Consider the following 12,477-nt stretch of genomic DNA (forward strand, 5'->3'; position numbering starts at 1 on the left):
GAATGTTAGTTTTAAAAAACAAGATTAATGTCAATACAATCCTATTTTTTCTTTGCATAGGAGTTACTTATTTTAATTTTTTTGAATTAACATTTATGGTTTGGTTGTTAAGTTTTTTAATAACTATCAAAAATGTATATACAAAAGAATTAGTTAAATATATACTACCCTATGCAATTATTTTAGTTATAGCAATCGTTATATCTTTTTTTTATGACAGCAGTCTATATTCAAAAATTAAAGACTTCACCTATTTATTTAAACCAATATTAGGTATATTATTAGGATATCAATTGCTGCGTTCTCAACCAAAAGAAGCCTTCAAAACAATCATTAAAACGGGTGCAATTATAGCAATTATTCATTTGTTTTTAGTTATAAAATCAACAATAACATTAGGATCTTTTAATGTAAATTATATAAGAACTGTAGGAGGTTATTTTAGCGATTTTGAAGTATATGTAATAATAATATTAATCTTTTACAAAAAATTTGATTTAGAATATTCTTTAAAAAAGCGAAACACATTATTATTAATCGTATCATTTTCATGTTTTTTATATTTATCGAGAACTAATTTTATTCAATTTATAATTTTATATTTAGGACTTAAGGGATATTTATTATTTACAAAAAAAGCGGTTAAAATTATATTTATATCCTTGATAACGGTTTCTATTGCTTATGGATCAATTTGGTATATTAATCCTAAAAGACAAGGTAAAGGATTAGAAGCTTTTTTGTATAAGATTAAAATAGCACCTATTGAACCTTTTAAAACTAGAATAGACAAAGAGGATTGGAAAGATTTTAATGATAATTACAGGTCTTATGAAAACATTACAACTATTAAGCAAGTTAGTCATGGAGGAATTTTAAGTGTAATGTTTGGTAAAGGATTAGGTTCCAATATTAATTTAGGTAGAAAAATTAGAACGAATGATGGATCAGATATTCAATATATTCCAATTTTGCATAATGGTTTTATGACTGTCTTTTTAAAATCTGGAATCCTAGGGGTTTGTTTTTTAATACTATTTATTATTTTATTATATAGACAAAAAAGGTCTTCAAACCCTTTAATAAATCATATTAATTTTATGCTGATGGCAACTGCAGTATTTTTAATTGTTTCCAATTGGGTATTTATGGGTTTATATCTTAAACTAGATAACAAATCGATTATTATTGGTTATTTATTAGCATTACGGTTTTCAATTTTTAAAAATTTAGAAGATCAAAACACATCTAATCAAGAATGAAAAAAATATTAGTTGATTGTCATAAATTTGATGAAGATTATCAAGGCATTACAACTTACATAGAAGGCCTTTATAAAGAATTAATTACACACAAAGAAATAAACTTCTATTTTGCTGCAAAGAACATTATTTTATTAAAAGAAGTCTTTGGTGATGCCACAAACATACATTATAAAAGACTGTATTTTTCAAATAAATGGTTCCGATTGCTTTTAGATTTTCCTAGAATAATTATAAAAAATAAAATCGACTATGCTCATTTTCAATATGTCGTTCCACCAATTAAATTATGCAAATATATAACTACGATACATGATGTATTATTTTTAGATTATCCACAATTTTTCAATCAAAAATATATTATAAAGAATAGATTTCTATTTAATCTCTCTTCTAAATTATCAGATGTAATATTAACTGTTTCAAACTACTCTAAAGATCGCTTGATTGCAAAACTAAATGTAAAAAAGCCAATTTATATTACGCCAAATGCAGTTAATGCCGTTTATTTTCAAAAATACAATAAAGAAGAAATCAAATCATTAATAAATCAAAAGTATTCCCTTTCACGACCTTATTTTATATTAGTAAGTAGAATTGAACCAAGAAAAAATCATTTATTACTTTTAAAAACTTTTATAGATTATGAATATTATAAGAAATATGATTTAGTTTTTGTTGGAAAAAAAGACTTAAAATATTCTGAATTACATTCTTATTTTAATCAATTTGAATCAAACATTAAAAACAGAATTCATTTTTTAGAAAACGTCAATAATTCAGATCTTTTAAATTTAATACAAGGCGCCACATTGTCTGTTTATCCTTCATTAGCAGAAGGTTTTGGAATTCCACCACTTGAGACTTTGGCAGCAAATATTCCAACAGTTTGTTCAAATACTACCGCTATGAAAGATTTTCATTTTCTTAAGGAGTATCAATTTTGTCCAACGAGTTGTTTGAGTTTAAAAGAAAAAATAGACTTGGCATTGGAAAAGAATGGAATGGATGACTGTATCGAACAAATGAAGTTTACATATAACTGGAAAATTAGTGCAAAGAATTATTTAGAAGCAATTCAATTTAAAAATTCAAATTAGTATTTTTGTTTCCCATTCTTTTGAAAAATGAAAATAGGAATACTTGGAACTAGAGGAATACCAAACCATTATGGAGGTTTCGAACAATTTGCTGAATTTTTTGCCACTTATGTTGCATCAAAAGGACATGAAGTCTATGTTTATAATTCTCACTCACACCCATATAAATTAAACAATTTTAAGGGAGTGCACATTGTTCATTGTTATGATCCCGAAAATAAAATTGGTACAGCCGGACAATTTATCTATGATTTAAATTGTATTAGAGACGCAAGAAAGCGACAATTTGACATTATTTTACAATTAGGCTACACTAGTAGTGCAGTTTGGTTTTCTTTCCATCCAAAGAAAGCAATAGTGGTTACTAATATGGATGGTTTAGAGTGGAAAAGAACTAAGTATTCAAATAAAGTAAGGAAAGCACTTCAAGTTGCTGAAAAAATTGCGGTAAAAAAAAGTGATTATCTTATTGCCGATTCTTTAGGAATTCAAAGTTATATACAACAAAAATATAATAAACCAAGCACTTATATTGCCTATGGTTCAAACTGCTTTGACAATCCCGATATTAAAATTTTAAATGAATACCATGTAGAAAAAGAAAAATATAATATGATAATGGCACGTTTTGAACCAGAAAACAATATTGATATGGTATTGGAAGGTGTCGCTTTAAGTGATGATAAACAACCTATTTTGGTAATTGGTAATCATAATACAAAATATGGAATGTATCTAAAAGATAAGTTTTCAAAATTTAAGAACATTATTTTTTTAGGAGCCATTTATAATTTAAATCATTTAGATAACCTTCGTTTCTTTTCAAATTTATATTTTCATGGTCATACGGTAGGGGGAACAAATCCATCTTTATTAGAAGCAATGGGTTCTAAAGCATTAATTGCAGCTCATAATAATGATTTTAATAAAGGTGTTTTAAATGAAAATGCCTATTATTTTTCTTCTGCTGAAGAAGTTAAAAAAATACTACAAACAATTAAAAAAAGTGATAACTTGCAATTCGTAGAGAATAACTACGAAGCAATTGCAAAATCGTTTAATTGGGAGAAGATAAATGAACAATATTTACAACTTTTTGAACAATGTTTGGAAAGAAATTCAACTAGAAAATAAACAAAATATTTCGTTTATTCCTTTTTTGTTATTAATTAGTACATTGCCTTTAGCAATGGGTATTAATAATGTTTTACTGGCAATTTTCCTAGTAACATCAACTCTTTCTTTTGTAAGAAAAAAACAATATTTTTCTGTTGTTTTAGTACCACTTATTGTCTTTTTTTTATGGATGTGTTTATCTTATTTTTGGTCTATAGATAGTAATAAAACACTCCTAAATCTTCCAAAGGAATTGCCATTTTTATTGGTTCCATTAGCTTTCATGTTCATTCCTACTTTTACAAAAGAACAAAGTAACAAGGTGCTATCTTTTTATAGTTATTCTATGATTGTTTATGTCCTATATTTTACAATAAGAGCAATTGTTAGATATAGTATTAGTAAAAATATAGATGTCTTTTTTTACCATGGTCCAGATAATTTAACAGATACAGGATTAGTGCCAAGATTATTAAATGCCATTCATTTTTCCGCCTATTTAGTTATTGCTTTTTTTTATTTTTTCACAAAAACGAATAAGGCTAAATTAGATTATGTTTTTTCTACATTGCTATTTGTTTTTATCATTTTGTTGTCTTCAAAAAATATTATTTTAATTTTTATATTATTAATTTTAATCCATATTTTTTTCTATTCAAAAGCTGCCAATAGGTTAAGATTGAGAAATTTAATACTTATTTTTATACTATTTGGATTTGTTATTTCATTTAAAAATATAAAAGAACGATTCTTAATAGAATTTACTAGTAATACTAAAAAAAGCTTGTCTCATAACGTAAATGTTAATAATACAAATGGTGTTAATAGCATAAGTATCTATGAAGCATGGAATAACAAAGTTTTTACGCATAATGATTTTTTTCCTGGAACCTCCTTTAGAGCTTATCAAGTAAGAGTTTTTATAGATTTTTTAAAAGAAGAACCTATATTTTTTAAAGGTTTTGGTTTTGAAGCCTCAAGAGAAAAATTACTAGAAAAAGAAAAACAATATAATTTATATCCAGGTTATGGTAATTTAAATTTTCATAATCAATACATTCAAAATTTTGCAGAATTAGGAATTATTGGCTTTATTTTACTTTTAATAATAGTAGCAATAAATATAAAAATAGCCTTAAGAAGTAAAGATTTTATTCATATTGCTTTTGCAATTGTAATGATAAGCTTATTTTTGACAGAATCATTTTTGTGGAGACAAAGAGGAGTGTTATTCTTTGTTCTTTTTTATTGTCTTTTAAACACAAAAAATTATGCATTAATCTATAAAAAAGTAAAATGAAAAGAATATTAATAACAGGTGCTGCAGGATTTTTAGGCTCTCATCTTTGTGATCGTTTTTTAAAAGAAGGTTACTTTGTAATCGGAATGGATAATTTAATAACAGGAGATTTAAAGAATATTGAGCATCTTTTCAAAGAAAAAAACTTTGAATTTTATCATCATGATATAACAAAATTTGTGCATGTGCCTGGAGAATTAGATTATATTTTGCATTTTGCATCTCCAGCTAGTCCAATAGATTATTTAAAAATTCCAATTCAAACATTAAAAGTAGGTTCTTTAGGAACACATAATTTATTAGGCTTAGCACGTGTTAAAAAAGCGCGTATTTTAATTGCCTCAACTTCTGAAATTTACGGAGACCCTTTAGTACATCCACAAACAGAAGAATATTACGGAAATGTGAATACTATTGGTCCAAGAGGGGTTTATGATGAAGCAAAGCGTTTTCAAGAATCTATAACAATGGCTTATCATACCTTTCATGGAGTAGAAACAAGAATTGTAAGAATATTCAATACTTATGGGCCTAGAATGCGTCTCAATGACGGAAGAGTAATACCAGCATTCATAGGTCAAGCCTTAAGAGGGGAAGATTTAACTGTTTTTGGTGATGGTAGTCAAACACGTTCCTTTTGTTATGTGGATGATCAAGTTGAAGGCATTTGGAGATTATTGCATTCTGATTATACTTTACCTGTTAATATAGGGAATCCTGATGAAATTACTATCAAAGATTTTGCAGAAGAAATTATGAAGTTAACGGGTACTAATCAAAAAATTGTATACAGAGACTTACCTATAAATGATCCTTTACAAAGACAACCCGATATTACTAAAGCTAAAAATATTCTAGGATGGGAACCCAAAGTAGGAAGAGAAGAAGGTATGAAAATAACCTATGAATATTTTAAATCTCTTTCCCCAGACGAATTAGCAAAAGAAGAACATAAAGATTTTACCAAATATATTTATTAATGTCACCAAAGACAGGAAGATATTCAGGATACATAAGACCCTTTTCATATGTCGTTGATTTATTAATAGTCAATGTACTTGCCTTTTATTTTCTTCCAGAGCAATTGAACAATTTTGGGTATCATTTTTTCATCTCATTTTCTTGGATACTAATATCTTCAAATGTAGCCTTTTATGAGGTATATAGATTTACAAAAGAGTTTCAAATACTTGGCAAGTTAATAAAACAATACTTGTTTTTTTTAATATTTAATTTCGCTTATTTAGGTTTTTTTTATAAGTTTTCTGAACCTTCTCAAATGGTAAAGTTTATTTCTTTTTCTTTACTTTTTGTTTCTACTGAAAAATTTGCGATTTATTACTTTCTAAAAAGATTTAGAGTCACTTTTGGAGGAAATTTTAGAAGAGTAATTATCGTAGGTCATGGAAAGCAAGTTGAAAAATTAATCCATTTTTTTAACGAAAATCCAGATTATGGCTATAAACTTGAAAAAGTTATTGATGTTAAAGAAGGTAAAAAGGACAGTTTTAATTCCTGTTTTGATTTTGTCTTAAATGAAAGAATAGATGAAATATATTGTTCTATCTCTAGTTTAAGTAATAGCGAATTGAATCTATTTGTAGATTTTACGGATAATAATTTAAAAAAATTAAAACTATTACCAGATAATAAAAATGTATTATCTCGGAATTTAATTCTAGACTATTACGACTATATTCCTATTGTTTCTCTTAGAAACATTCCTTTAGATAAACGAACCAATCAAATTACAAAAAGAATTTTTGATATTGTTTTTTCGCTACTTGTCATTATTGTAATTTTATCTTGGTTAACACCAATCGTTGCTTTATTAATAAAGCTAGAATCAAAAGGACCTGTCTTTTTTAAACAAAAAAGAAATGGATTAAATTATGAAGAATTTTATTGCTATAAGTTTCGATCCATGCATTTAAATCCAATTGCAGACATTGAACAAGTACAAAAAAACGACCCTAGAGTTACTCGATTAGGAGCTATTTTAAGGAAAACAAGTTTAGATGAATTACCTCAGTTTTTTAATGTCCTTTTAGGTGATATGTCCGTAGTTGGTCCAAGACCACACATGGTTAGCCATACGGAGATGTACGCTAAAAGTGTAGATAAATTTATGGTAAGACATTTTATTAAGCCAGGAATTACTGGTCTTGCACAGACCAATGGATTTAGAGGTGAAGTAGAAAACAATAGACACATTATTAATAGGGTTAAATATGATATTTTTTATATCGAAAATTGGTCTGTAGTGTTAGATATTAAAATTATTTTTTCTACTGTATTAAATGCAATCAAAGGAGAAGAAAAAGCCTATTAATGGAAGCTTTAGTTTCAATCATAACACCTACTTTTAATTCCGCTAATTATATTGCTGAAACCATTGCTTCTGTACAAAATCAAACGTATTCTAATTGGGAAATGATTATTGTAGATGATGGATCTTCAGATGAAACAGAGAACATTGTTGCTTCGATAATTGAAAATGATAAACGAATTCAATTTTATAAATTGGATCAAAACTCTGGACCAGCTGTAGCTAGAAATACTGCAATTGAAAAGGCAAAAGGTCTTTTTATGACTTTTATTGATGCGGATGATATATGGTTTCCCACATTTATTGAAAATAGTATAACAACAATAAAAGAACAAAATGTTCCCTTTGTTTTTTCCTCTTATAGACGCGCTAACGAGGCTTTAGAATTTATTTACTCTGATTTTATTGTTCCTCAAAAAGTAACGTATACCGATATTCTAAAATCAAATTCTATTAGTTGTTTAACAGCTTTTGTGGATATAAAGACATTAGGAAAGAAACAAATGCCTTTTATTCGTAAACGTCAAGATATGGGGTTGTGGTTGCAGTATTTAAAAATGATTCCTTTTGCGTTTGGTATTCAACAACCACAAGCCATATATAGAATTAGAGAAAATTCTTTGTCTAGGAAAAAATCAGATTTAATTAAGTACCAATGGCAATTTTATAGAGATGTAGAACAATTAAATCTATTGCAATCAACTTATTATATGCTTCATTGGATGTATCGCGGTTTTATGAAATACCGCAATTAGAGTAAGGATTCAAATTGCTTCAATTTACCTCGCTTACTACGTTGTAATATTTCTTTTCGATGGTAGGTGAACTTTAAATTAGGTTCTAAATATGTTGAAATGGCCTTTTCAATCCCCATTATTTGTTGGGATGTAAGTTCATAACTACTTACGTAATCAATTTCAAAAGTATCAGTTTTGATTTGGCGAATGACAAACTCTTTCACATTGCCATCATCTTCAATAATGCTTTTGGTTACATAATAGAAGGTAAGTCCAGGTGAAGTCTTTCCACTAGGTAGAATAGCAATATCATTGGTTCTTCCTAAAAGTTGTTTTAAAATGGGCTTTTTCCAAGTACTTTTTTCATCTAAAATTCCTCTATCACCTATTTCATAGCGAATAAAAGGATGTGCTTTGTTATATAAGGAAGTAATTACGATTTTTCCTTCTGTTCCATAAGGCACGGGTTGGTTGTTTTCATCTACTATTTCAACAAATAAGGTTTCACTATTCACTTGCCATTCTCCTTTTATGTTTTGAAAAGCAATTAAATCTAATTCCGAAGCACCATATTCATTAACGATTGGAATACCAAATTGCGCTTCTAATAATTGTTTATCGGTTTCAAACAACATTTCTGAAGTTACCATACAAACCTGTAATGTAGGGCATATGTCTTTTAAAATGAGGTTTTTCTTTTTTAAAAATTTGGCAAATAATACAATAGAACTAGTATAACCGTTAATATAATCAAATTTTTTTCGTTTGAACTGATGTACTATTTTTTCTAAAACAGCATCAGATAAATCAAAAATTGGGAACCGATATCGCTTACTTAAAAGATCTTTAAAACGTTCTTTTTGGTACCCAAAAAAATCTAAAGGAATACCATAAAAACGAGCCTGATAAGAAGTATTAAAATTAATATTATACCATCCAAAACGATACATTATGGATGCCCAAGTAATCGCATGTGCCTCTTTATCTTTTGCAAAAATAAAGGGATCGCCACTAGAACCGGAAGTTTTATTCACAAAAACAGCTTTTTCATTGTAGGTTTTTGAAAGTCTTTCCGATAAAGGTTGTTGCAAATCTTTTTTGGTTAATATCGGTAAGTCTTCCCACTTGCTGAACTGATTTTCACCTACTAAATTTTGATAAAAAACATTGTTTTTAAGATGAAAAGCAACGATTTCTTTTCGTTTTTCCTCAATATATTTTTGATAATTTTCATCTTCAATTTTTAAAATGGATGCAAAATCTTCTTTCGCTTTTTGTATAGGAAAACCATTTATTTTTAATGTCAATTCAAAAAGAGGAAACATAAGAATTAATTTTCTCAAAAGTATAAAAACTGTAAGAAACAAAATTCTTTTTCTTTCTTCTTTTTCTTTCTTCACTAGAAAACGTATTTTTGCCAAAATAACAACACAACAAAATGACAATACTACTTTTAGGTTCGGGAGGACGCGAACACGCTTTGGCTTGGAAAATGTTACAAAGTCCCAAATGCACTTCTTTATTTGTGGCTCCAGGAAATGCAGGTACTGCAACTATCGCAAAAAATATTTCAATCAATCCGAATGACTTTGATGCTGTAAAGCAATTTGTTTTGCAAGAACAAGTGGATATGGTTGTAGTAGGACCAGAAGACCCTTTAGTAAATGGAATCTATGATTATTTTAAAAAAGACAGCGAATTAAATGAAATTCCAGTTATTGGACCTTCTAAAGTTGGTGCGCAATTAGAAGGTAGTAAAGAGTTTGCTAAGGAATTTTTAGTTAAAAATAATATTCCAACAGCTAAATACGAAAGCTTTACAGCGGCTACTGTTGAAAAGGGATGTGCTTTTTTAGAAACCTTACAACCTCCTTATGTATTAAAAGCTGACGGTTTAGCAGCAGGAAAAGGAGTTCTCATTTTGCAAGATTTAACCGAAGCTCAAAAAGAATTAAGAAGTATGTTAGTAGATGCTAAATTTGGACAAGCTTCCTCTAAGGTCGTTATAGAAGAATTTTTGGATGGAATTGAATTGAGTTGCTTTGTTTTAACTGACGGAAAAAGTTATAAAATATTACCAACTGCGAAAGATTATAAGCGTATAGGTGAAGGTGATACAGGTTTAAATACGGGAGGAATGGGAGCTGTTTCACCAGTTCCTTTTGCGGACCAAGTATTATTAGATAAAATTGAAACTCGAATTGTAAAACCTACCATTGAAGGATTACAAAAAGAAAAGATAGATTACAAAGGATTTGTTTTTATTGGCTTGATCAATGTAAAAGGAGAACCTATGGTAATCGAATACAACGTTCGAATGGGAGACCCAGAAACGGAAGTGGTTATGCCAAGATTAAAAAGCGATTTAGTTGCTATTTTTGAAGCAATGCACGCACAAGAATTAGAAAAAATTACTTTAGAAATTGATGAGAGAACGGCTACAACAATTATGGTGGTTTCTGGAGGTTATCCTGAAGAGTATGAAAAAGGACATGAAATAACAGGAACAGAAACCATTACAGATTCTTTAGTTTTTCATGCAGGTACGAAACTAGATAATGACAAAATTGTTACAAATGGCGGAAGAGTATTGGCGGTAACTTCCTATGGAAATGATTTTCAAGAAGCCATAAAAAAATCTTATCAAAGTATAGCAAAACTACAATTTGATAAGATGTATTATCGTAAAGATATTGGCTTTGACTTATAAATAAAGTTCCTCTTTAAAAGGGGAATTTTATTTTAAAAAGGAATGTGCAGTTGTATCTTGAGCATCTTCATTATTTGCTTTATGAAGATTTAATTGTTTTACCCAATACACCATAGCTACACAACAAATAATGATAAAAATCCAGTTTATAGTGTTTGCACCCCACCAATTTGTTAATTCCATTTCTCTTAACCAATGAAAAGGGACAAATAAATAATCTGTGAAAAGTGTACCAATTCCTTCAAAAAATGATTTCATTTTAATAATGTATTATATTTACACTACAAAAGTATAAAATATCCTGATGATAGCAAGCATTTTTAATAAAACAAGACCTTTTAATTATGTAATTATTGGAACATTGCTTTTAATAGCCTTTGTTTCCTATTCTGTTTCTCACCAGACTTATACAGGATGGGAAGGTGTTTTATATGGAAGTTTTTATTTTATAACAATTACAGCTTCTTGTTTTTTGGTCAATTTTATTGCTTTAAAAAATAATTTGTCTAGAAATAATAATTATGCCATTTTACTCTTTTTTATTTTTTTACTGTTCTTTCCCACCATTTTTAAAAATAAAAATATCTTACTTTCTAATTTTTTGTTACTACTTTCTCTAAGACGATTAATTTCATTAAAATCAATGAAAAATACCAAAGAAAAAATCTTTGATGCCTCATTCTGGATTTTTTTAGCAGCATTATTTCATTTTTGGAGTATTCTATTTATTTTTCTTGTATTTGCTTCTATTATCTTACATGTATCAAGAGATTATAGAAACTGGATTATACCTGGAATCGCTCTGTTTAGCGTTATTGTTTTATTCTTTATTTTTAATATTTGGAGTGATAATGAGCTTTTAGAAGCCTTTTTTAGTAAGTCCTTTATAAGTTTCGATTTTACTTATTTTGAAAACACCTATCAAAACATTGCGCTAGCTGTTTTCACATCAATTGGTTTTTTATTTTTTATCAATATGATTTTAACCTTGGCATCAAAACCAATGAACATGAAAACCTCTTATAAAAAGATTATTTTTGCTTTTATATTAGGTGTAATTGTATATCTTTTTTCACCTGATAAAAATAACAGCTGTTTGGCTTTTTCAATAGCACCGTTAGCTATATTAGGAGCTAATTTTGTAGAAAATCAAGAAAATAAAATTATTAAAGAAGGCACGTTATACATTTTATCTTTACTAGGTATTTTCTTTTTTGTGGCTCAATTATAATTTGATACCATAAGCTAAATCACCCGCATCACCTAAACCAGGAATGATATAGTTTTTTTCATTCAGTTTTTCATCTAATGCGGCTACCCATAAATGTACGCTTTCTGGTAAATTTTCTTGTAAATATTGAATGCCCTCTGGAGCAGCAATTGCTACAGCAATATGAATTTCTTTCGGTTTTTGCTCTAAATGTAATTTATGTAAAACAGCTACAATGGATTGTCCTGTTGCTAACATAGGATCAATTAAAATAAGGGTTTTATTTTCTAAATTCGGAGCTGCTTGATATTCTACCCGTATTTCAAAAGTAGCATCATTATTAGGATGATATCGATACGCTGAAACAAAACCATTGTCTGCTGCATCAAAAATGTTCATAAAGCCAGTATGTAGTGCTAGACCAGCACGTAGAATAGAACATAAAACCACTTTATCAGAAATTTGGGTTGTATTTTTGATTCCTAATGGTGTTTGCACTTGAATTGGTTTGTATTCCAATGTTTTACTCAATTCATAGGCCATAATTTCACCAATACGCTCTATATTTTTACGAAAACGCATACTGTCTTTCTGGATTGAAACGTCTCTAATTTGGGCTAAAAAATGATTTAAAATGCTGTTTTCTTCTGAAATATAATGAATATGCATTGGATTAGTTTTTAAATTTCAGGTTAAAAGTACAAAAAAACCTT

12 protein-coding genes are annotated in these 12,477 nt (G+C 28.2%); 9 read left to right on the forward strand and 3 right to left on the reverse strand.

The genetic code is table 11. From position 1 onward, the window contains the following. Positions 1 to 2 precede the first annotated feature (2 nt). The 7 genes from NHF47_RS02945 to NHF47_RS02975 are packed head-to-tail and all read left to right on the forward strand — an operon-like array spanning position 3 to position 7,862. Complete coding sequence (locus tag NHF47_RS02945; RefSeq protein ID WP_252763528.1) at positions 3 to 1,262, forward strand: hypothetical protein; 1,260 nt, start codon at positions 3 to 5, stop codon at positions 1,260 to 1,262. Further along, positions 1,259 to 2,362 (forward strand): glycosyltransferase, encoded by a 1,104-nt coding sequence (locus NHF47_RS02950; RefSeq protein WP_252763529.1) that lies wholly within the window; start codon positions 1,259 to 1,261, stop codon positions 2,360 to 2,362. The genes NHF47_RS02945 and NHF47_RS02950 overlap by 4 nt, the downstream gene beginning before the upstream one ends. Before the next feature lie 27 nt (positions 2,363 to 2,389). Further along, positions 2,390 to 3,496 (forward strand): DUF1972 domain-containing protein, encoded by a 1,107-nt coding sequence (locus NHF47_RS02955; RefSeq protein WP_252763530.1) that lies wholly within the window; start codon positions 2,390 to 2,392, stop codon positions 3,494 to 3,496. Beyond that, positions 3,438 to 4,778, forward strand: coding sequence for an O-antigen ligase family protein (locus NHF47_RS02960; RefSeq protein WP_252763531.1), 1,341 nt, complete (start codon positions 3,438 to 3,440; stop codon positions 4,776 to 4,778). Before NHF47_RS02955 ends, NHF47_RS02960 begins: the two co-directional genes overlap by 59 nt. After that, positions 4,775 to 5,758, forward strand: coding sequence for a UDP-glucuronic acid decarboxylase family protein (locus NHF47_RS02965; RefSeq protein ID WP_252763532.1), 984 nt, complete (start codon positions 4,775 to 4,777; stop codon positions 5,756 to 5,758). Before NHF47_RS02960 ends, NHF47_RS02965 begins: the two co-directional genes overlap by 4 nt. Beyond that, on the forward strand, positions 5,758 to 7,110 hold the full coding sequence (locus tag NHF47_RS02970; RefSeq protein ID WP_252763533.1) for an undecaprenyl-phosphate glucose phosphotransferase: 1,353 nt from the start codon (positions 5,758 to 5,760) through the stop codon (positions 7,108 to 7,110). The genes NHF47_RS02965 and NHF47_RS02970 overlap by 1 nt, the downstream gene beginning before the upstream one ends. Beyond that, positions 7,110 to 7,862, forward strand: a complete 753-nt coding sequence (locus tag NHF47_RS02975; protein WP_252763534.1) for a glycosyltransferase family 2 protein — start codon at positions 7,110 to 7,112, stop codon at positions 7,860 to 7,862. The genes NHF47_RS02970 and NHF47_RS02975 overlap by 1 nt, the downstream gene beginning before the upstream one ends. Here NHF47_RS02975 and NHF47_RS02980 read toward each other — a convergent pair. Next, positions 7,859 to 9,169 (reverse strand): phenylacetate--CoA ligase family protein, encoded by a 1,311-nt coding sequence (locus NHF47_RS02980; RefSeq protein WP_252763535.1) that lies wholly within the window; start codon positions 9,167 to 9,169, stop codon positions 7,859 to 7,861. The genes NHF47_RS02975 and NHF47_RS02980 overlap by 4 nt on opposite strands. Before the next feature lie 113 nt (positions 9,170 to 9,282). Here NHF47_RS02980 and purD point away from each other — a divergent pair, with 113 nt between their 5' ends. Then, positions 9,283 to 10,554 (forward strand): phosphoribosylamine--glycine ligase, encoded by a 1,272-nt coding sequence (gene purD, locus NHF47_RS02985; protein WP_252763536.1) that lies wholly within the window; start codon positions 9,283 to 9,285, stop codon positions 10,552 to 10,554. A gap of 27 nt (positions 10,555 to 10,581) precedes the next feature. On the opposite strand, the gene NHF47_RS02990 is transcribed toward purD, so the two are convergent. Further along, positions 10,582 to 10,812 carry a uracil phosphoribosyltransferase gene (locus NHF47_RS02990; protein ID WP_252763537.1) on the reverse strand — a complete coding sequence of 77 codons (231 nt, stop codon included), beginning with the start codon at positions 10,810 to 10,812 and terminating at the stop codon, positions 10,582 to 10,584. A gap of 46 nt (positions 10,813 to 10,858) precedes the next feature. Here NHF47_RS02990 and NHF47_RS02995 point away from each other — a divergent pair, with 46 nt between their 5' ends. Further along, on the forward strand, positions 10,859 to 11,785 hold the full coding sequence (locus NHF47_RS02995; protein WP_252763538.1) for a DUF6427 family protein: 927 nt from the start codon (positions 10,859 to 10,861) through the stop codon (positions 11,783 to 11,785). On the opposite strand, the gene upp is transcribed toward NHF47_RS02995, so the two are convergent. Continuing rightward, the gene (gene upp / locus NHF47_RS03000) at positions 11,780 to 12,433 is read right to left on the reverse strand and encodes a uracil phosphoribosyltransferase (RefSeq protein ID WP_252763539.1); all 654 of its coding nucleotides are present in this window, start codon (positions 12,431 to 12,433) and stop codon (positions 11,780 to 11,782) included. The two genes, NHF47_RS02995 and upp, sit on opposite strands and share 6 nt — an antisense overlap. Between the last annotated feature and the right edge of the window lie 44 nt (positions 12,434 to 12,477).

This window comes from Flavobacterium sp. NRK F7 (assembly GCF_024054195.1).
GTDB lineage: Bacteria > Bacteroidota > Bacteroidia > Flavobacteriales > Flavobacteriaceae > Flavobacterium.

Bases quoted from the DNA above. Each gene is read 5' to 3' on its own strand.
- NHF47_RS02945 (WP_252763528.1), top strand. From the start codon at position 3: ATGTTAGTTTTAAAAAACAAGATTAATGTCAATACAATCCTATTTTTT.
- NHF47_RS02950 (WP_252763529.1), top strand. From the start codon at position 1,259: ATGAAAAAAATATTAGTTGATTGTCATAAATTTGATGAAGATTATCAA.
- NHF47_RS02955 (WP_252763530.1), top strand. From the start codon at position 2,390: ATGAAAATAGGAATACTTGGAACTAGAGGAATACCAAACCATTATGGA.
- NHF47_RS02960 (WP_252763531.1), top strand. From the start codon at position 3,438: ATGAACAATATTTACAACTTTTTGAACAATGTTTGGAAAGAAATTCAA.
- NHF47_RS02965 (WP_252763532.1), top strand. From the start codon at position 4,775: ATGAAAAGAATATTAATAACAGGTGCTGCAGGATTTTTAGGCTCTCAT.
- NHF47_RS02970 (WP_252763533.1), top strand. From the start codon at position 5,758: ATGTCACCAAAGACAGGAAGATATTCAGGATACATAAGACCCTTTTCA.
- NHF47_RS02975 (WP_252763534.1), top strand. From the start codon at position 7,110: ATGGAAGCTTTAGTTTCAATCATAACACCTACTTTTAATTCCGCTAAT.
- NHF47_RS02980 (WP_252763535.1), bottom strand. From the start codon at position 9,169: ATGTTTCCTCTTTTTGAATTGACATTAAAAATAAATGGTTTTCCTATA.
- purD (WP_252763536.1), top strand. From the start codon at position 9,283: ATGACAATACTACTTTTAGGTTCGGGAGGACGCGAACACGCTTTGGCT.
- NHF47_RS02990 (WP_252763537.1), bottom strand. From the start codon at position 10,812: ATGAAATCATTTTTTGAAGGAATTGGTACACTTTTCACAGATTATTTA.
- NHF47_RS02995 (WP_252763538.1), top strand. From the start codon at position 10,859: ATGATAGCAAGCATTTTTAATAAAACAAGACCTTTTAATTATGTAATT.
- upp (WP_252763539.1), bottom strand. From the start codon at position 12,433: ATGCATATTCATTATATTTCAGAAGAAAACAGCATTTTAAATCATTTT.